Here is a 19,791-nt window from a genome sequence, read left to right as displayed (position 1 = left end):
TTTCAGGGAAGTGATTAAATGAGTAAAGATAATAATCATGACCAGACGGTAAAGTTTGATTTTGATCTCAGTGAAGAGGTTAGCGAAGCAGGATATATCTTAAAAAGGGTATATCATGCCCTTGAAGAGAGGGGATATAATCCTGTCAATCAGATTGTTGGTTATTTAATATCTGGTGATCCCGCATATATTACAAGTTATAAGGATGCCAGGACAATGATCAGAACTGTTGATAGAGATGATATTCTTGAGGAGCTGATCTCCAGTTATATTAATCAAAAATAAATGATTACTGGCCTGATCCAGATTTAATGAAATCTGGGCAGGCCTTTTCTTTATAATTTTGATGAAATTGATATACTTGCATTATATTTAAGTACGATATATAATGTATTATTAGGATGTTATACTTTATAAAAAATTATAAGTTAAGTAAAAAGGAGGAGACCATTGCGGGTATTAGCTATAGATTATGGCCAGAAAAGAGTTGGACTGGCTATAAGTGATAGACTTGGAATAACTGCTCAACCATATAAAACTATTATTAATGAATCCAGGGAAGAATTAATTGAAGAATTAGCTGAAATTATTAAGAAAAATGATATTACAGAAGTTGTAATTGGTCTGCCTCTTCATATGAATGGTACTGAAGGAGAAAGAGCTGAAAAAAGTAGAATTTTAGCAACTGAATTAGAGGATGCATTGAATATATCAGTATTTTTGCAGGATGAGAGATTAAGTAGTGCTGAAGTTGAAAAAGTTATGCTGGCCGGAGATTTAAGCCGGGCAAAGCGGAGAGCTAAACGGGATAAATTAGCAGCTTCTATTATTTTAAGAACTTATCTTGCCAACAGAAAGGGAGGAAATTAAAATGTCTGAACAAAAGAAAGAGCCAACATATTGGTATGACACTGATAATAAAGAATTAGTTTTAGAAGAGGATGATAGGGAGTACAGGTTTTATTTACAGGATAAATTTGAATTTGAGGGAAATGAATATTGTATTTTAACATCATCTGAATCAAAGGATGAGGAAGAATCTTTATTAATGAGGGTTGAAAAAGAAGATGATAAAGATATTCTTGTTGTTATCGAAGATGATGGTGAATTTGAAGCTGTTTCCAGACATTATCATTCCAGTCAATTAGATAACAATGATTAATTAAGAAGTGGAGGCATAAATTTTGAAGAAAGCCGGGATTTTATTATTGATTGCAGTTTTAATTGCCGGAGCTTATTTTAAATTTGATTATCTTGCCGAGCCGGCTTATCCTGAAGAGCCTGAATTATTTGTTATAGAATCAGGAAGTTCTGTCAGAGCTATTGCCAGCCAGTTAGAGCAGGAAGGCTGGATTAGATCGGCAAGATTATTTGAAATATATGTTTTAATAAATGATTATCAGGGTAGATTGCAGGCTGGAACCTATCAATTTGAAACTGGAGATAATATTTTCCAGATTGCAAATCAGATTGTGTCAGGTCGGGCTGCTAATTTTAGGGTAACTATACCTGAAGGTTTTACTGTAAATGAAATAGTTTCTAGACTTTCTGATTTTGATCATCTTGAAGAGGAGGACTTATTAAATGCTTTAGATGATCAGGTTTTGATACGAGATTATTTCCCAGATGATTCAGAGGTAGTCTGGCCCCAGGAAGGCTTTTTATTTCCTGATACTTACAATCTATCATATGAAATGGAACCAGTTGATATTTTTAATACTATGATAAATAGATTTGAAAGTCACTGGCTGGAAGAGCTTGAAAACAATAAAAATTCTTATACTATAAATGAGTATGTGACAATGGCATCTCTTATAGAAAAAGAGGCCCAATTAAATGAGGAGAAGCCTCTTATTGCAGGTGTCATTTATAATAGATTGGCTCAAAATATGAGATTACAGTTAGATGCTACAGTTCAGTATGCTTTAGAGGAAAGGGTATCCAGGGTTCTTTATGGCCATTTAGAGATTGAATCTCCTTACAATACTTATTTAAGCTCAGGGTTACCGCCTGGTCCAATTGCAAGTCCAGGTGATAATGCTTTAGCTGCTGTTTTAGAACCTGAGGACTCAGACTATTTATTTTACTTTGCGCGACCAGATGGTAGCCATATCTTTACTAAATCTTATGAAGAACATCTGGAAAGATTAAGAGAGTTTCGTTAATATGGAGGTTAATAAGATGAAAATTCCAGAATTACTTGCACCAGCAGGTAATTTAGAAAAGTTAAAGATAGCTATTGATTATGGTGCAGATGCAGTTTATTGTGCAGGTAAAAGCTTTGGACTTAGAGCCAAGGCTGATAACTTTACAAAGGAAGAGCTGGAACTGGCCATTGATTATGCACACCAGAGAGGCAAAAAGGTATATCTAACATTAAATATTATTGCCCATAATAGTGACTTAGATAAACTAAGAGATTATCTAGATTATATAGATAGTATTGATATAGATGCGTTAATTGTTTCAGACCCCGGGGTGCTCTATCTGATCAGGGAAGCAGGCCTTGATATTGATATTCATCTAAGTACTCAGGCCAATACAGTTAACTGGGCTTCAGCTAAATTCTGGGAGGATTATGGTTTAGAAAGATTAATCCTGGCCAGAGAACTTTCTATTGCTGAGATTAATGAAATAAATGAGAAGACTGATATAGAACTTGAGACTTTTGTTCATGGAGCGATGTGTATTTCATATTCAGGACGTTGTTTATTAAGCAATTATATGACTGGACGAGATGCTAACCGGGGTAATTGTGCCCAGCCCTGTCGCTGGGAGTATAATTTAGTGGAAAATAATAGGCCTGGACAGTTCTGGGAAATAGATGATGATGGTGATCGAGGCAGTTATATAATGAATTCTAAAGATCTTAATTTATTTAATTATCTGCCTGCAATTATAAATGCCGGGGTAGATTCATTAAAGATTGAGGGAAGAATGAAGAGTTTAAATTATGTTGCTACAGTTACATCTGTTTATAGAAAGGCTTTAGATAATATTTTAGTTGAAGGTGAAAAATATCAGGCTGATCCGGAGCTTGCCAATCATTTAAATAAAATAAGTCACAGGCCTTATACTACAGGCTTTTATGATGGCCAACCAGGTAAGGATGGGCAAAATTATTCATCTTCATCATATATCAGAAAATATAGGTATTTAGGAATTGTTAAAGGTTACCTACCTGAATTAGGTCAGGCTATTGTCCAGGTTAAAAACAAGATAAATATTGGAGATAATATTGAGTTTTTTGGGCCTGGTGCAGACTGCTTTGAGCAGAAAGTTACTAATATTTATTCTAATGATGGTGAAGAGTTAGATGTTGCCAATCATCCAGAAAGCATTGTGAAAATTCCGGTCTCTAAAGAGATTAGTGAGAATTATATTATAAGGCGGCATGAAAATGAAGAAAATTAATGATACACTAAAGGTGAAGGTATTAATTCCTCCAGAAGAGATTGTATTTGTTGATATGGTATTTAAATCTTATGAAGGAATTGCTATGTTAAATTTAGATAATAAGAGAGATGGGCTGGTAGTTCTTGATTATACGCCTGGTACTAGAAGGATTGTCAAAGAAGTACTTGCTGATCTAGGTGAAAAATTTGAAGTTGAGATTATTGAAGATGAGTATAATAATATAAAATAGTTCTGATTGTGGTGATTTTATGTTTGCTTTTATAAAAAAGTACTTTCAGCCAGACCATCACTTTGAATCTATAAATAAAATAGACTCGAAAATACTGAAGGAATCAAAGATTGAGGGATTAATTATAGATATTGATAATACAACAATGCCCTATTCTTCAAAGGAAATGAAGGTTATTGTTAGTGATTGGATAAATAAAATGTCTGATGAAAATTTTAAAATTATTTTTGTTTCTAATACTGTTCCTGAGCGGGCAGAATTTGTAAGTGATTATTTTGATAAGCCTGCCTATGGTTATGCTGCTAAACCCTTTAAGTTTGCATTTAAAAAGGCGATAAAGAAAATGGATTTATCAAATGATAGAATTGCGATTATTGGAGATCAGATTTTTACTGACATTTTAGGAGGTAATCTGGCAGGTTTTTTGACTATACTTGTAGAACCAATTGAGAGTAAGGATTTTTTTCTAACCAGAATATTCCGCTGGTTTGAAGGTTTGTTTTATGATAGGAATAAGAGGTTAATGCAAAAGGAGTGATAAATTTGAAGAAGTTTAAAATGTTAATTGGTCTTGGATTAATGCTTTTAGTCTTTCTGGCTGTAGCGGCTGAAGAGATTCAGGCTGAACAGAATTTACATTTAGGCGAAAGAGTATTAAGAAATGGAGACCAGGGCGGTGATGTTGCTGTCTTACAGAGGATATTACAGGATCTTGGTTTTTATAGTGGAAGAACAGATGGATTATATGGACCTAATACTGAAAATGCAGTTAGGAGTTTCCAGGAAAATAATGGTTTAGCTGTTACTGGAGAGGTTGGCGAGGAGACATTCAGTCATTTGCCTGAATCAGATAGTATTTCAAGTATTATAGATGTTTCTAGAGATGATATTATGTTACTGGCAAGAATTATATATGCTGAAGCTAGAGGTGAGGCACCAAAAGGAAAGGTTGCTGTTGGTTCAGTCATTGTTAACAGGGTTGAAGATGGAAGGTTTCCTGATAGTGTTAGAGATGTGATTTTAGAACAGGGACAGTTTAGTTCATTACTTGATGGACAGGCTAATTTATATCCGGATCAGGATGCTATTGATGCTGCTAAAGCTGCATTATTAGGGTATGATCCTACTTATCAATCGATATTCTTTTATAATCCAGCTGTGGCTACTAATTTAGCCTGGATTTCTAATAGGCCTGTTGTTAAGCATATCGGCGGACATGTTTTTGCAAGGTAAAGATTAAGCAGCACCTGACGGTGCTGCTTCAACTTAATTATTATTTAATTAATTCTGTTTCCATCTTGTCAATACAACTCTGACAGATGATTTTACCTTGGAAATCTGATGTCTGCTTTGCACTACCACAGAAGATACAGGCCGGTTCATATTTTTTAAGTATGATCCTATCTTCTTCGACAAAAATTTCCATAGGGTCTTTTTTGTCGATATTCATAGTTTTTCTAAGTTCGATGGGGATAACCATCCGGCCTAAATCATCTACTTTTCTGACAATTCCAGTTGATTTCATTGAAAGATTCCTCCTGTATAAATTATTTAGAACATAATTCGACAAAAATATCTTAATTGATATTATAATACTTTTTTCGTCATTAGTCAACATTATTTTTTAAAAATTTTTACATTCTTATTATTTATTACTTTCTTACTTTTATTTCAAGGAGCTGATAATTTTGCAGAATCTTTTAGCGGAGTATCATGATAAGCTTTCAAGTAACAATTATAAGCTTACTTCACAGCGGAAGGATATCTTAACTGTCTTAATTAATAATAAAGATAGACATTTTTCTGTAGAAGATTTATATAATGAGGTAAAAAAGGTTAATCCTGATGTTGGACTTGCAACGATATATCGTAATTTAGAATTATTTTGCAGCTTAAATATTACCCATATGCTTGAATTTGAAAGTGATTATAAGCATTATGAACTTGTTTCTGAAGATGACCACCATCATCATTTGATTTGTATGAATTGCGATAAAATTATTGAGTTTAATGATGAAGATTTAGTTAAATTTGAAGAGAGATTGGCAGAAGAATATGATTTTGATATGGTTAAACATTATATTAAGTTTTATGGCTATTGCAATTCCTGTCAAAATAGTAATGAAGGGGAGATGGAATAATGGAGCCTACAAAAAATTGTCTGAAAGATTTATCTGTATTTTCTTTATTAAATGGAGATGAGATTCAATCAATCTGTAAGAATGGATATCTTAAAGAATATCGAAGAGGAGAAATTATATTTTTTGAGAATGATAGTGAAAAAAAGCTTTACTTGCTTGTAGATGGTCAGGTTAAACTATCTATGTTATCAAGTGAAGGCCGGGAGAAGGTAATGACTATTTTACAGGGCGGCGATATATTTGGTGAAATCTCATTATTTGACCATGACCCCCATCCTCTTACTGCTGAGGTTCTTGAAAAAGCAAGACTTATGATTTTAGACTGGAATGATCTAGAAGAAATCATCATGAAACAGCCCAGGCTTGCCCTTAAAATTATTGAAGCTTTATCTAAAAAAACCAGATTATTAACAAGTCAGGTTAGAGATTTAGTTTTTCATGACGCCAAAGGTCGTCTTGCTAACCTATTAATAAGGTTTGCCAATGATTTTGGCCAGAAAGTTGAAGAGGGTACAATGATAGAAATAATTTTAACTCACCAGGAGATCGCCAATTTGTTAGGGGTTTCCAGGGTTACTGTGACTAAGACTTTAAATAAATTGATTGATGAAGAAATTATTAAGATAAAAGAAAGAAAAATTTATATTCTAGATGATGAGAAATTAAATGAACTTGTTAAGGATATTTAGTAATGGCTTATAAAATAGATGATTTTCTCGGTTTAATTGGTAGTGATGTTAATAAGAGTTTATCTCCATATATTCATAATACAGTTTATAGTAAAAGGGAGCAGAATGCATTTTATAAAGCCTATTCTTTAAATGAAGAAGAAGCTTTAAAGACTATTGAGGCTTTATCGATTTTTTCTTTTAGAGGAATTAATATTACTAATCCATATAAGCAGTTAGCCTTTGATAATGTTGATTTACTGTCTAAATCGGCCAGAGAGATCGGGGCAATTAATACTATCAAAGTTATGGAAGGCGGTAAATTAAAGGGCTATAATACTGATTTTTTAGCTGTAAAGGAGATATTGAGGGGAAGATATAATAATCAAAAACTGCCATCCACTTTATTATTAGGTGCTGGTGGTGCAGCTAGAGCAGTCTTATATGCATTACTGGATTTGGAGTTTGAAAAGCTTATTATTGCAAATAGAACTAAACCAAAGGCTTTAAAGCTGATTTCTGAATTTAATTATAAAAAAGAGACTGGCTCCAGAATTGAAGTTATTGATTGGGATGTAAATAATATCAGTAAAGCAGTTATAGGTTCAGAAATTGTTATAGATACAACTGGATTAAGCTGGGATAATAAATCATTCCCAGGATATAATAGTATCGCATCGGATAATTTTATTTTTGATCTGAGTTATCCAGACTTTAATGCTAAACTCAAAATCAAGGCTGATCAGGTTAATGCCGAATATATTGACGGTAAGAAAATGTTATTATATCAGGCGAGAGAGGCTGATAAAATCTGGTTTCCTGATTTTAATGATAAAGAGAGAGGAAAAATGTTCGATATACAATTTTAACTTATAAAATTCCTGTTTTGTTTATAGAAAAATAAATTATAAGATTGTTTGTTATTTGCACTATCTGGCTATATACTTTTTAGTATTTTGTTGGTATAATATTATTAATTATTATTGTTTTAGCATGAGTGGATTTCTTTATTAAGTATAAATAAAAATTGATTTGAAACAGTTGACGGGAAAATTATAATAGGATGGAGCAGACCCGGAGCAATCCCGGAGAAGACCTGGAGCATTACTGGATTTGAATTGAATTTAAATATCTATAAAACTATCTGGATAAGATTCAGATTTTGCTGTTAAATGGTATTTATTGCGAAGCGAAACCGAAAATATACCGAAATTATACCGAATCTAAACCGAATCTAGACCGAAGCTAGACCGAAGAATGGCCCTATTTATACCGAATCTGGCTAAAACTAAAATTGAATAGAACTTACTTAAATAAGTTGTCTCGACTGGTAATATATACTGGTCGAGATTTTTTTATTGAAAATAAGTAAAAATTTTGGAAATCATGCAGGAGTTTTACATTGGGCGGCGAAATAGAAAACTATTCCAATAAAAATAAAATTTACTTGAGAGGGGTTGATCGGTATTTTTGGGGGGAGCCAGGTTATAAATCAACTAAAAAATATGATAGATGAAGCTAAAAAAAATGATGTTAGTGATATTCATCTAGAAATAATTGGCTTAACAGGAAGGGTCAGATACAGGATTGATGGGATATTACAGACAAAACTAGAATATAAAAAGGAGATGCTGGAATCTATTATTTCCAGAATAAAATATCTGGCCAATTTAGATATTACTTTAAAAAACAGGATTCAGGAGGGCTGTATTATTGGTGGTGAGCTTGATAGCGATGATATTAGGGTTTCTATTATACCAACTGTTTTAGGGGAGAAAGCTGTTTTAAGAATCAGGAATGATAAAAACTATCTGGACTTAGAAAAGATTGGTTTTAATCAACATAATAAGGGGTTATATATGGATTTACTTGCAAGTAATAATGGGATAATACTTTTTACTGGCCCTACCGGGAGCGGGAAGAGTACAACCTTACTTGCATCAATTGCTGAATTAAGTAGTTCTGATAAAAATATTATAACCCTGGAAGATCCAGTGGAACTGCTGATTCCTGGTATTAATCAGATATATGTTAATACAAATGCAGGGGAAAGTTTTGCTGACTATTTAAGGGCAATTTTAAGACAGGATCCTGATATTATTATGGTTGGTGAGATTAGAGACTATGAGACTGCAAGTATGACTACCAGGGCAGCCCTTACCGGGCATCTGGTGCTTAGCACTGTTCATGCAGATAGTTCAATCGGGGCAATAACCAGGCTCTTAGAGATGGGAATTCCTCCATATTTAGTAGCTTCGACTGTAAAAGGTGTTATTTCTCAGCGATTAATAAGAAAGCTGTGTTTAAGTTGTAATGGTCAGGGCTGTCTAAATTGCTTTAAGACTGGATTTAAGGGCAGGAAAGCTATTCATGAGATTATTAGGATAAATGATTATCTTAAGGCTGGAATATTAAAAGGTTTAAGTGAGAAGGAGCTACTGGATATTGCCTCTGAAACCGGGTTTAAAAGTTTAAGAAGTAATTTTGAGATTGAGATTGAAAATGGGGTTACCAGTAAATCTGAAATGGCCAGGGTACTATAATGAGATATAATCCAGGTATTATCTCAGAGATTGCTAAGAACTGGAATATATATCTTAAAGGCGGTTATACTCTTATAGATGCCATTAAGTATAGCCAGTCCCGGCATTATACAGCAAAGTTTAATAGGAAGTGTATTTTATTGATAGATGATTTAGAACAGGGAATATCTCCAGAGGTTGCTATTAAAAGATTTACTGGTATCTTTCCTGATTTTTTTATCAATTTATTTATTACCGGGGTTATTAGTGGCAATCTTGATCTTATTTTAGAAGAGTTATCCAGGTTTTATAGCTGGGAACAGGAAGAAAAGGATCAGATTAAATCTAAGTTATATTATCCAGCAATTATTATAGCTATATTTTTCTTTTTGCTGACCTTTATAATCTTTTATTTGCTCCCAGAATTTTCTATCCTCTATGATGCTCTGGAATTAAAGATGAATAATATAATTTATTTATTAATAGAGTCAGGCCGTTTTATAAGATTGAATTTTTTCTTTTTAATATTAATTATCATATTAATATTTATCTCTGTTTATTTGATACTTTTTAGGTTTAATAAACTGGAATATCTTAAATTAAAGATTCCTATTTATAAAAAGATTGTTTACTGGCTGGCTTTTAATAGGTTTTTTATGAGTCTGGCTATTCAAATTTCATCTGGAATTGAGATTGGTCAGGCTATTAAGATTGCCTCAGAGGTTTCAGGACATCCTTTGATTAAGAAGAGGACAAGCAATATCAGTGAAGATATCTCTAAAGGCGAGAATTTAATTGAATCATTAAGGAGGTGGTTAAAGCTTGAAGATCGGATTTATAATCTATTAATAGCAGGAGAAAGGTCAGGTGGTATTGTGGAGAGTCTTGAGTTTTCAGCGGAGTTATACAGGCATAATCTGGTTTATTATATCAAAAGGATAAATCAGTTGGTTGAACCGGTAATATTAATTATTCTGACGGTAATGATTGGTTCACTGGCGTATTTGTTGTTGAGTCCTATCTGGTCTATATTTGGCAATGGGTTTTTACAATTTTAAAAAATGGAGGAGATTAAATGAAAATTATTAGATCTGAAGAAGGTTTTACCCTGGTGGAAATGTTGCTTGTTTTAGTTGTGATTGGGATTTTAACCAGTATTTCAATTCCCGGGCTTGCCGGTGTTAGATCCCAGGCTGATTCGACTGCTGTTCTGCTTGAGATTTCAGGTATAAAGAATTTATTGGAGCTGGAATATATGAATAATAATTATTTATATCCAGAAGATCAGGCTGCATTCGATAAGCTAATTAATGAAACTTCGGTAAATAATGAAACTTCGGGAAGTTATGAATATGAAGCAAAAAAAGGGGGAAAATGTTATTTATTAAAATCCACTCCAGATGCCGATGGTTATATTTATAAAACTAGAGGTTTAAATACAGCTATTACTAGAGTGCCTGGTCCAGAACAAGCAGACTGATTAGATGACTATGCTAGAGGTTATTTTATCTATTTTGCTGATTGTTATCTTAATAGGTTCTGGGATTGCAGCTGGAAATTATTTTAGAGAAGGCAATATTCAGGAACAGTTATATTACTCTAATCTTTTAATTCAGCTGGCAAGACAGGAGGCTCTCTTAAGTAAAAAGGTGGTCCGGCTTCAGTTTGAAGCCGGGCTGCCGGCAACTTATAGAATCTATTATGACGAGGACGGCGATGAAATTATAATAAAAGAGGGGAGATTTCAAGAGAAGTTTCAACTCCTTGATCGAGACTCTAATCTGGTGGAAAATGGAGAGTCTATTGTTTTATATTTTTCAGAGTATTTAGGTTCGACGACTATGACTATTGGCTGGAGGAATAGGGATGATGATGGATTCTTAATTGTAAATAACAGGGGGAGAGTTAGATTTGAATTTTGATAATAAGGGATTTATTTTCATTGAAATCATAATTTCATTAATTCTAATATTTATTCTATTAACTATATTTGCTTTTACAAATTCAACTTTAGTCAGGTTACTGGAAGAGGTTGAATTGAATAGGCTTTTTTATCTTAATAGCTTAAATATAGGCAATGAGTTAGTAATTTATTTGCTTGAACCTACAAATGCTGTTTTTAGTTTAGGTAAAAATTATACGATTAATGAGATTGAGGAGAATTATCATGAATTTAACTCCTCAATTGATGAAAGAATCAGGGCGGGAACAGCAGTAAATTTAACAAGAAGATTTTCAGTCTATGGCTATATTTTATATGAAATGAGCATAACTTCAGGTGAAAATGAGCTAGTTTATCTATTTTACCGCTAGTTTAGGAGTGATCGATATTTTAAATAATAAGGGCTATATGCTACTTGAGATTTTATTAGGATTAACAATTGCATTGTTGATATTTCTATCAATTTCTTTGCTATTTAATTCCAGTTTGAGATTATATCATGAAATAATTAATGCAACTGGAGGCGTTGAATTAGAGATTATCTCTGAAAAAATAGCGACTGATCTGGCCTTAAGCAGGGAGATCTATAAAGGGGTGGATGAAATACAAATTAAAGGTCATGATGGTAAATGGACATCATATCTCCTTTATAATAGCCAGAATGGCAGGGAATTAGGCTTTAGAAGGGAGAAATCTAGAGATTTAAATGGTGAGGTGGTATTTACTAGAGTTGATAGTCTTTTAAGTAATCCAGACAGGTTTGAGTTAAGAAAAGAAAATGGGCTTTATTATTTAGTAATTTCATATCAGGATAATAATGAATTATATATTAGAGAGAGGACAATCTTTAGAGGTGGCTGATTATGATGACATTGAGTGAAAATGGCTTTATTGCAATAAAAGTTTTGATTATACTAATAATTCTGGTGACAGTTTTTCAAAGTACTGCTATCTATATAATAATTTATACAGATTTATTAAACGGAATAAATAATAATATTGCTAAAGAGATTGATTATGTTACCAGTTTTTATCTGGCAGAAGCTTTATCAGAGATATATCAGGAGGCTTTTTCAGTAAGTGAAAGTTATAAACTTAATAATAATAACTCTGTCATGATTGAAATTTTCAATTTTGGCGATGATAGTTTTAAAACTTTAAGATTTAAAGAACCGGTCAGGGGACAGACTGTCTTCATACTGGAATAAGGGGGATTTATTTTGATATTTAACAGATATAAAGGCTATATGATTATAAACGATTTTGAGTTGAATTATATTGGATTAGAAATAATAAATGGCAGATACTATTTAAAGGAAACAATTAATGAACCAATTAAGCCTGGCACATTAAAAAGTGGAATGATTATTAAAAGCAGTAATTTAATAGATGCTATAGTAAATATTAAAACTAAAATTCAATACAGGCCTAATTATTATGAACTTACTATTACTGCTGATGAGATTAAATATAAGAATCTGCAGTTACCTAAACAGAGTAAATCAGATTTAAAAGAAACATTAAGGGTTGAAGTTGAAAGAATGATTGATTATCATTTTGATCAGGCTGTCTTTGATTATAGTTTTCTTTCAAAGGGAAGTAAAAATGAAACTGTTTTTTTAGTTGTTGCAAATAAAGATTTAATAGAAGATTATCATTATATTTTTTATAATACTTTAGGTAATATCAATAGGATTACAGTTCGTCAGGAGAGTATCTGGAGATTGATGAATAAATTGAATGCAGGGCAGGATTTTATGTTTCTGGAGGTATATAATAGTGAAATTTATCTAACTGCCGGTAATAGTAACAACTTATATTTTTCCAGGAGATTTAAAAAACACCTTGAAGAACTCCCGAATATCAATGAAATTATCGAGATGGCAGATGATTATATTATTAGAGAGTTTAATAGGGAACCTATAAAAAAATTAATTTGCTGGAATAGAAGTAATAATTTATTGCAAATTAATAAAGAAATTAATTGTCGATTAGAAAATCTTGATTTAATTATTGAGGATGAATATTTATTGAAAAATAATCATTTTAGCAGAACTCCTTCGCTTCTACCTGGTTTCGGGATGATAAATTATGGGAACTGATATCAATTTAATTAGTGGACATTTTATATTAAATTATCGATACCAGAAGGTGTTATATATTTTTTTAATTATATTAATTATAGGATTGAACTTGTATGTCTATAATTATATTAATAAACCTTTAAATTCCAGCTATAATCAACTTATAGATATTGATAAAATTATTTTAAGCGAGGAGGAAATATCTGAAATTAACTGGTTAAATAAGAATCTGGTAATGTTTAATATTAATGGCTATTACAATATCTTTGAAGATTTATTAGGGGATATTGCCTGGATTGACTCTATATTTTTTATTGATGGCAGGTGGGAGATCAGAGGCGAGCTTAAAGGGATTGAGAAATACCAGGTATTACATGAAAGAATTAATGAATTGCGGATGTTAAATTTTAATATAAATCTTAATCGAGTTGGCTCTCTGCAGAACAGTTCTTTTCTCCTGCAGATTCATACAGGTGATGCCAGGTGAATAAAAAATTGTTTTTTATTAGGAAAAATAAGATTATTATCTTTAATCTACTTTTAATCTTAATTTTAATTTTTAGTATAATTAATTTATTTAACCAGAAAGAGGAACTGAAAAATGTAGAAATGGAGATTGTAAGTATAAATAATAATAATTTAAGAAATACTGCTCTGGCTAAAGAGCTAGAGGATTTGATTGAGTTAAGTAATGAGAATGGATATGTAAAAGAAGATAGACTGGTTATAAAGGGGGATTTGTTAAATGATTTTAGTCAATCCCGGCTAGTCATTACAGAGGAAAACCTTTCAGGGAATGGCCTGGAATATCGGAAGATTGAGGGTTATGGTGACGGATATTCGATGAGCAGATTATTTAATATTATTTCAAAGAAATATAATCTGGCCTTTGAGATACTGGAACTTAAGATATGGCCTGAAGCAAATAATTTTCAATTTTATATTAAGTATGATCTAGATATGAATAATTGGATTGGTAGAGAGCCAGAATTAAGTTCATTGGATTTTAGAATAAATAGCCAGAATAAAACTGGAGAAAATTTTTCAGGGGATAGATACTATTATCAGGGCCAGCCAGGTTTCAATGATGATAGTGACCGAGAAAATGCTATAGTAGATAAGCTTCCAGGACATATTGTGTTTAAGGGCTTTATTAAGAGTCAGGGGAATGAGTTTTTCCTATTTGAAATCAATAATCAGGCTGTAATTTTTCAGTTAGACCAGGAAGAAATTTTTAGTGAGATTAAGTATTTTCTGTATTATGATAATGGCTTATTTTTGATGGAGGATTTATTAATTTATAGGATTGGGGAGAAGTAAATGATAAATAAAAAATTTATTAAGGTATTTATATTAGCTCTACTGATGATCCTGGCAGTTTTTATTTTTAGTAATAATCTACTTGCCTTTGATGGGGCCAGTGATTTAAGCTTTGTGGACACAGAGATTCATGATATTTATTATCTTATTGCCAGGGCAAATAATTTAGATATATTTATTATGGATAGTGTTGAAGGAAGAGTTACTGTTCAGATTAACGATATCTATGAGAAAAATATATTAGAAGATTTTATCCACGCCAATGGTGATTCTTTTATATTGCTGGATCAGGTTTATTATATTGGGAATGGAGTGGAGATTAATTTATTAAAAGATATAATTAATGAAGTTGAGGTTAAAGAGGTTGAACTGGAAACAGCAATCCTTAAATATAATGACTCCTGGTCAGAGCGCTGGGGAGCTCTCCTCGATAGATATTATCCTGATCTTAAATGGGGATATAATGAACAAATGGGAGAATTAATTTTAAAAGGTGAGAAATCTGAAATAGACAATGCCTATAATTTTATGAGTTTAATAATAATGAATAGAGAAGGAAATGAGGAAAGTTATAAATCTGAGATGGTTTTCATTCCAGATAATATTGATTTAGATATTACTGATATAATAAAGAATATTGAACAGTTAGAATATAACTGGTTAGAGATTGATAGCATCTTATATTTAAGTGGAGAAGAAATGATTTTAAATAAGACTGTTAATTTCATTAATGATTATATAGAAAATAATAAGGTGCTTGATAGAATTAGATATTTGAATTATATAGATTCAAAGGAAGTGGAAGCTAAAATTTCTCTGGTTATTCCAGAAAGTAATATCAATTCCTTTGGAGATAATAAGTTAGTTTTAAGTGGGACAGAAACTGAAATTAATCGAATTGAAGGTATTATAGATCAGATTGATTTAAAACCCCAGCAGGTTTTAGTTGAGTTTAATGTTTTAGAAATAAATGATGATATCAGGACTGGAGATCATTTATCTGATGATTTAAAGATTTCTTTAGGGTATAATTTAAGTGATGGATTTGATTTTGATTTAAACTGGACTAAGTTTTTAAATTATGCAGAAGAGCAGGGTGAGATGAAATCACTGGCTTCACCAAGTTTATTGACACTGGTTAATAAAAGATCCAGACTTCATATTGGAGATAGAGTACCAGTTCCTAAATATGATGCTGATAATAATATTAGTGGATATGAATATATAGATACTGGTATTATTTTAGATATTGTGGCCAGAGTTAATAGCAATCAGGAGATAACTTTAGAAATAGAGCCTGAAATTAGTAATTTTATCAGTTATTATAATAATATACCTACTATTAATACAAGAGAACTTTCAACAAATATTAGATTAAATCATGGAGAAACCTATTATATTGCTGGCTTAAAGCAGTTTAGACAGCAGGAAATCATTAAAGAAAATAATTTGTTAAGTAATCTGCCTCTGCTGGGCTGGCTTTTTTCTAATAAATACTATGAAGAAAGTACCGGTCAATTAATTCTTGCTATTACCCCTTATTTAATTTTAAATTAAATCTTAAGGGTTATTAAGCAGGAATATGAGTATAAAACAAGAAATAGTATTTATGGAGGTAGATAGATGATTGTTACACTGATTGGTATGATGGGCTCAGGTAAATCGACTGTTGGAAGATTAATTGCCGAGATATTAGATTATAAGTTTTATGATACAGATTCTTTAATAGTTAAAAAATCTGGTAGAGAAATTAATGATATATTTAGAATAAATGGTGAAGAATATTTTAGAAATCTGGAAAAAGAAATAATAATTGATCTCTACAATCAAAATGCAGATATGGTTGTTGCTACTGGTGGTGGAGCCATTTTATCTGAAATAAATCGAAATATTATTTTAAGTAATAGCCGAGTTTACTGGTTGAATATTGAAGCCGAGAAATTAGCTGACCGGCTTTATAAAAATGAGGAAAGGCCTTTAATCAATGATTATAAGAATGAGAGAGAAGAGTTAATTAATCATTTAGATAAAATATTAGATGATAGAATTGAATATTATCAGATTGGCCAGGAGATAGATGGAGACAGGAAACCTTCTGAAATTGCCAGAGAGATAATTAATGATATTAGAGGTGAGGTGGATATAATTGAATAGGATAATTATGATAAATGGACCGAATCTAAATTGGTTGGGAAAAAGAGAAGAAAATCATTATGGCAAGTCCAGTCTCAAAGAATTAGAAGATGAGCTATCAGAAATCGCAAGAGATCAAGGGTATGAGTTATTATCTTTTCAGACTAATTCTGAAGGTGAGTTTATTGATCTTTTGCAAAAAAACTATAATCAGGCGTCTGGTTATATAATAAATCCTGGGGCTTATAGTCATACCAGCCTGGCTATTATGGATGCTTTACTTTCAATAGATAAAAAGGTAATCGAAGTTCATTTATCCAATGTTACTGCTAGAGAAGAAATAAGGCAGAAATTGCTGACTGCTTCTGCCTGCGATGGCATAATCATTGGGTTAGGTAAAAAAGGTTATAAGTTAGCATTAGAATCTATAATAAATTAAAGGAAGAGGGGAATAAATTGGATAGAATAAGTAAGTTAAACCAACTAAGAAAAGATAAGGATCTTGAGGCAATAATGATTACTTCAAAAAAGAATCGATTTTATTTTTCTGGATTTACTGGAACAGCAGGCAAAATATTGATAACAGAAACTAATAATTATTTTATTACTGACTTTCGTTATATAGATCAGGCTAATGATCAGACAGAGGGTCTTGAAATTATAGAAATAAGTAAAAATAAGAATAAAAATTTAATTAAGTTTTTTAATGATAAAGGTCTCACTAGTATTGGATTTGAGGATGGAGATTTAAGTTATAAAGAATATCAGGAACTGAAAAATTTTGATACCGAGATAGAATATTCCCCATTAAGTGATGAGATTAATGAATTCAGAAAGGTTAAAGATGATAGAGAGATTGAGATAATTAAAGAGGCCATTAAAATAACAGAAAAGGCATTTGATAAAATTATTACATATATTGAGCCAGGTATGAAAGAGAGGGAAGTAGCTGCTGAACTAGAATATTATCTAAGAAAATTAGGAGGCGAGGGTCCTTCTTTTGATTTTATTGTGGCATCAGGGAAGCGTTCGGCTCTTCCCCATGGAGTTGCTTCTGATAAGATTATAGAGACCGGTGATTTTGTAACCCTTGATTTTGGAACATATTATCGAGGATATTGTTCAGATATGACCAGAACAATAGTGGTTGGAGAACCTGATGATAGACAGGTTGAAATTTATAATACTGTTTTAAAGGCCCACCTGGAAGTTATAGAGAAAATCAAGCCAGGAATGACCGGGCAGGAGGCTGACCAGATTGCCAGGGATATTATAGAAAAAGCAGGGTATGGCGATAACTTTGGTCATGGTTTAGGCCATGGTTTAGGGATTGAAGTTCATGAAGCGCCAAGGCTATCAACAACTTCAGAGGAGGTTTTAAAGCCAGGGATGATTGTTACAGACGAGCCAGGCATCTATATACAGGACTGGGGCGGAGTTAGAATTGAAGATGACCTGGTGATTACTGAAGATGGCTGTAAATCATTAAATAATAGCAATAAAAAGTTGATTATTGTCTGATGAAATCTTGGAAAAAAGTTGATAGGGATGTTATAATTGAATATAGTTGCAAAAAGTAATTTACAGGAGTGGTTTAATAATGATATCAACAAATGATTTTTCTACTGGATTAACAATTGAACTTGATGATGATATTTATCAGGTTATTAATTTTGAACATTCAAAGAGTGGTAGAGGTGGAGCTTTTGTTAGAACTAAACTGAAGAGCTTAACAGATGGGCATGTTATGAATAAAACCTTTAGAGCCGGTGAAAAAGTTAAACACGCTCATATTGAGACTAAGAACATGCAGTATTTATATAAAGATGGAGATAAGCATGTATTTATGGATGTCGATACTTATGAGCAGACCTACTTAAATACAGAGACTTTGGGAGAAAAATTAAAATATTTGAAAGATAATATGACTATCGAAGTTTCCTTTTATGAGGGACGGCCGATAGATATTAATTTACCAACTTCAGTTGAGCTAGAAGTGACTTATGCACCACCAGCAGTTAAAGGTGATACTGTCTCTGGTGGAACTAAAGAGGTTGAATTAGAGACAGGTCTTAAATTACAGGTGCCTTTATTTATAGAAAGCGGAACGGTTATTAAAGTTGATACTCGGACTGGTGAATATTTGAGTCGGGCATAATTATTGGGCTTTGTCAAGGAGGTAATAAATGAGATATTTAATTTTTGGTTCAGGAGTGGCTGGTATATCAGCTGTAAAAGAAATAAATAGAGTTAAAGATCAGGATATTGATATTACAGTTATAAGTAAAGAAAAGGATCCATTTTATTACAGGCCAAGGCTGATTGAATGTCTTTCAGGTGATATATCTGTTGAAGATATAATTATTAATGATAGAGAATGGTTTGAACAAAATGATATAGAACTACTCTTAGGCAAGAAAGTAACTGATGTTGATTTTAATAATAAGTATTTAGTAACTGATGATAATGAGGAGTTTTATTATGATAAGTTATTACTAGCTCAGGGAGCCAGTAGTTTTATTCCACCTATAGATGGTGTTGATCTTGGTGGGGTTTATGCTTTAAGAAATGGTGAAGATGCAAGGGAAATTTATGAGCATATTGAAAGTTGCAAGAAGGCTGTTGTAATTGGTGGAGGTCTGTTAGGACTTGAATCAGCCTATAATATGATAAAAGCTGGACTTGAAGTTACAGTTGTTGAGAGAGCAGATCATCTTCTACAGAGGCAACTGGATAATGCAGCCGGTGATAAATTAAAATTAATTTTAGAAGAAAAGCATGGGTTTAATTTTTATCTGGATGCAGGGGTAGAAAAAATCTCTGGTAATAAAGAGGTTGAAGAAGTTGAGCTTGCTGATGGCACTAAAATCCCTGCAGATTTAGTTTTGTTTTCGACTGGAATAAACCCAAATACTGAAATAGTTGAAGATAAAGAGCTTGAAATAAATAGGGGAATTATTGTTGATAATCAGATGTCTACAAATATACCTGATGTATATGCAGCCGGTGATGTTGCTGAGTATGATGGTAATATTTATGGGATCTGGGCACCTTCAATGGAGGAAGGCCGAGTCGCTGGAAAAGTCATGGTTGGTAAAGATGCTGAATTTACTGGTTTTGTTCCATCACATAACTTAAAAGTTGCTGATGTTAATGTTGTTTCAATAGGTGTTTTATCTGAAAGTGAAGATGTAGATTCAAGGCTTGATGTTGATGATGAGAGAACCTATTGTCGTATTTTTGAAGATGATTCTGGAGAGTTGGTTGGAGCCATCATTGTTGGAGATTATGAAAATGAAAATGATTTATTAAAAGAGATAAAGGAATAGATATTA

The 19,791-nt window shown here is 32.2% G+C and carries 28 protein-coding genes; 27 read left to right on the top strand and 1 reads right to left on the bottom strand.

The window, feature by feature from the left end:
• Positions 1-18: 18 nt before the first annotated feature.
• The 8 genes from I0Q91_RS11000 to I0Q91_RS10965 all read left to right on the top strand — a co-directional run bounded on the left by I0Q91_RS11000 (position 19) and on the right by I0Q91_RS10965 (position 4,879).
• Complete coding sequence (locus tag I0Q91_RS11000; RefSeq protein WP_270454592.1) at positions 19-285, top strand: IreB family regulatory phosphoprotein; 267 nt, start codon at positions 19-21, stop codon at positions 283-285.
• A 165-nt stretch (positions 286-450) separates the two neighbouring features.
• Positions 451-870 (top strand): Holliday junction resolvase RuvX, encoded by a 420-nt coding sequence (gene ruvX, locus I0Q91_RS10995; RefSeq protein ID WP_270454591.1) that lies wholly within the window; start codon positions 451-453, stop codon positions 868-870.
• Position 871: 1 nt separating this feature from the next.
• A complete protein-coding gene (locus I0Q91_RS10990; protein ID WP_270454590.1) occupies positions 872-1,162 on the top strand; it encodes a DUF1292 domain-containing protein in 291 nt (96 codons plus the stop codon).
• Positions 1,163-1,184: 22 nt separating this feature from the next.
• Positions 1,185-2,165 (top strand): endolytic transglycosylase MltG, encoded by a 981-nt coding sequence (mltG, locus tag I0Q91_RS10985; protein WP_270454589.1) that lies wholly within the window; start codon positions 1,185-1,187, stop codon positions 2,163-2,165.
• 16 nt (positions 2,166-2,181) lie between these two features.
• A complete protein-coding gene (locus I0Q91_RS10980) occupies positions 2,182-3,414 on the top strand; it encodes a peptidase U32 family protein (RefSeq protein WP_270454588.1) in 1,233 nt (410 codons plus the stop codon).
• Positions 3,401-3,646, top strand: coding sequence for a DUF4911 domain-containing protein (locus I0Q91_RS10975; RefSeq protein ID WP_270454587.1), 246 nt, complete (start codon positions 3,401-3,403; stop codon positions 3,644-3,646). The genes I0Q91_RS10980 and I0Q91_RS10975 overlap by 14 nt, the downstream gene beginning before the upstream one ends.
• 19 nt (positions 3,647-3,665) lie before the next feature.
• Complete coding sequence (locus I0Q91_RS10970) at positions 3,666-4,184, top strand: YqeG family HAD IIIA-type phosphatase (protein WP_270454586.1); 519 nt, start codon at positions 3,666-3,668, stop codon at positions 4,182-4,184.
• A gap of 5 nt (positions 4,185-4,189) precedes the next feature.
• Positions 4,190-4,879 carry a cell wall hydrolase gene (locus I0Q91_RS10965; protein WP_270454585.1) on the top strand — a complete coding sequence of 230 codons (690 nt, stop codon included), beginning with the start codon at positions 4,190-4,192 and terminating at the stop codon, positions 4,877-4,879.
• Between the two features lie 40 nt (positions 4,880-4,919).
• On the opposite strand, the gene I0Q91_RS10960 is transcribed toward I0Q91_RS10965, so the two are convergent.
• Entirely contained in the window at positions 4,920-5,171 is a 252-nt protein-coding gene (locus tag I0Q91_RS10960; RefSeq protein WP_270454584.1) for an AbrB/MazE/SpoVT family DNA-binding domain-containing protein, read from the bottom strand.
• Between the two features lie 163 nt (positions 5,172-5,334).
• On the opposite strand from I0Q91_RS10960, the gene I0Q91_RS10955 reads away from it, so the two are divergent.
• From I0Q91_RS10955 to I0Q91_RS10865, 19 genes are all read left to right on the top strand, one after another.
• Complete coding sequence (locus I0Q91_RS10955; protein ID WP_270454583.1) at positions 5,335-5,787, top strand: Fur family transcriptional regulator; 453 nt, start codon at positions 5,335-5,337, stop codon at positions 5,785-5,787.
• Complete coding sequence (locus tag I0Q91_RS10950) at positions 5,787-6,476, top strand: Crp/Fnr family transcriptional regulator (RefSeq protein WP_270454582.1); 690 nt, start codon at positions 5,787-5,789, stop codon at positions 6,474-6,476. Before I0Q91_RS10955 ends, I0Q91_RS10950 begins: the two co-directional genes overlap by 1 nt.
• 2 nt (positions 6,477-6,478) lie before the next feature.
• On the top strand, positions 6,479-7,324 hold the full coding sequence (locus I0Q91_RS10945; RefSeq protein ID WP_270454581.1) for a shikimate dehydrogenase family protein: 846 nt from the start codon (positions 6,479-6,481) through the stop codon (positions 7,322-7,324).
• 588 nt (positions 7,325-7,912) lie between these two features.
• On the top strand, positions 7,913-8,998 hold the full coding sequence (locus I0Q91_RS10940; RefSeq protein WP_270454580.1) for a GspE/PulE family protein: 1,086 nt from the start codon (positions 7,913-7,915) through the stop codon (positions 8,996-8,998).
• The gene (locus I0Q91_RS10935; RefSeq protein WP_270454579.1) at positions 8,998-10,035 is read left to right on the top strand and encodes a type II secretion system F family protein; all 1,038 of its coding nucleotides are present in this window, start codon (positions 8,998-9,000) and stop codon (positions 10,033-10,035) included. Before I0Q91_RS10940 ends, I0Q91_RS10935 begins: the two co-directional genes overlap by 1 nt.
• Positions 10,036-10,052: 17 nt before the next feature.
• Complete coding sequence (locus I0Q91_RS10930; protein WP_270454578.1) at positions 10,053-10,457, top strand: prepilin-type N-terminal cleavage/methylation domain-containing protein; 405 nt, start codon at positions 10,053-10,055, stop codon at positions 10,455-10,457.
• Positions 10,458-10,461: 4 nt separating this feature from the next.
• Positions 10,462-10,899: a hypothetical protein gene (locus I0Q91_RS10925; protein WP_270454577.1), complete on the top strand. Its 438-nt coding sequence runs from the start codon at positions 10,462-10,464 to the stop codon at positions 10,897-10,899.
• Positions 10,889-11,290 carry a hypothetical protein gene (locus I0Q91_RS10920; RefSeq protein WP_270454576.1) on the top strand — a complete coding sequence of 134 codons (402 nt, stop codon included), beginning with the start codon at positions 10,889-10,891 and terminating at the stop codon, positions 11,288-11,290. The genes I0Q91_RS10925 and I0Q91_RS10920 overlap by 11 nt, the downstream gene beginning before the upstream one ends.
• A gap of 7 nt (positions 11,291-11,297) precedes the next feature.
• Positions 11,298-11,780, top strand: a complete 483-nt coding sequence (locus tag I0Q91_RS10915) for a hypothetical protein (RefSeq protein WP_270454575.1) — start codon at positions 11,298-11,300, stop codon at positions 11,778-11,780.
• A gap of 2 nt (positions 11,781-11,782) precedes the next feature.
• A complete protein-coding gene (locus I0Q91_RS10910; protein ID WP_270454574.1) occupies positions 11,783-12,127 on the top strand; it encodes a hypothetical protein in 345 nt (114 codons plus the stop codon).
• A gap of 12 nt (positions 12,128-12,139) precedes the next feature.
• Positions 12,140-13,021 (top strand): pilus assembly protein PilM, encoded by an 882-nt coding sequence (gene pilM, locus I0Q91_RS10905; protein WP_270454573.1) that lies wholly within the window; start codon positions 12,140-12,142, stop codon positions 13,019-13,021.
• A complete protein-coding gene (locus I0Q91_RS10900; protein WP_270454572.1) occupies positions 13,011-13,490 on the top strand; it encodes a hypothetical protein in 480 nt (159 codons plus the stop codon). Before pilM ends, I0Q91_RS10900 begins: the two co-directional genes overlap by 11 nt.
• Positions 13,487-14,323, top strand: coding sequence for a hypothetical protein (locus tag I0Q91_RS10895; RefSeq protein ID WP_270454571.1), 837 nt, complete (start codon positions 13,487-13,489; stop codon positions 14,321-14,323). Before I0Q91_RS10900 ends, I0Q91_RS10895 begins: the two co-directional genes overlap by 4 nt.
• A complete protein-coding gene (locus I0Q91_RS10890) occupies positions 14,324-15,880 on the top strand; it encodes a type II secretion system protein GspD (RefSeq protein ID WP_270454570.1) in 1,557 nt (518 codons plus the stop codon). It begins immediately after the preceding gene.
• 66 nt (positions 15,881-15,946) lie between these two features.
• Positions 15,947-16,477: a shikimate kinase gene (locus I0Q91_RS10885; RefSeq protein ID WP_270454569.1), complete on the top strand. Its 531-nt coding sequence runs from the start codon at positions 15,947-15,949 to the stop codon at positions 16,475-16,477.
• Positions 16,470-16,895 carry a type II 3-dehydroquinate dehydratase gene (locus tag I0Q91_RS10880; protein WP_270454568.1) on the top strand — a complete coding sequence of 142 codons (426 nt, stop codon included), beginning with the start codon at positions 16,470-16,472 and terminating at the stop codon, positions 16,893-16,895. Before I0Q91_RS10885 ends, I0Q91_RS10880 begins: the two co-directional genes overlap by 8 nt.
• Before the next feature lie 17 nt (positions 16,896-16,912).
• Complete coding sequence (locus I0Q91_RS10875) at positions 16,913-17,977, top strand: aminopeptidase P family protein (RefSeq protein WP_270454567.1); 1,065 nt, start codon at positions 16,913-16,915, stop codon at positions 17,975-17,977.
• A 79-nt stretch (positions 17,978-18,056) separates the two neighbouring features.
• Positions 18,057-18,614 carry an elongation factor P gene (gene efp, locus I0Q91_RS10870; protein ID WP_270454566.1) on the top strand — a complete coding sequence of 186 codons (558 nt, stop codon included), beginning with the start codon at positions 18,057-18,059 and terminating at the stop codon, positions 18,612-18,614.
• A 28-nt stretch (positions 18,615-18,642) separates the two neighbouring features.
• Positions 18,643-19,785: an NAD(P)/FAD-dependent oxidoreductase gene (locus I0Q91_RS10865; protein WP_270454565.1), complete on the top strand. Its 1,143-nt coding sequence runs from the start codon at positions 18,643-18,645 to the stop codon at positions 19,783-19,785.
• The last annotated feature ends 6 nt before the right edge of the window (positions 19,786-19,791 follow it).

Source organism: Halonatronomonas betaini (genome assembly GCF_015666175.1).
Lineage (GTDB): Bacteria > Bacillota > Halanaerobiia > Halanaerobiales > Halarsenatibacteraceae > Halonatronomonas > Halonatronomonas betaini.
Note: the sequence above shows the minus strand (reverse complement) of the source record. Positions and strands in the feature narration are given on the sequence as shown.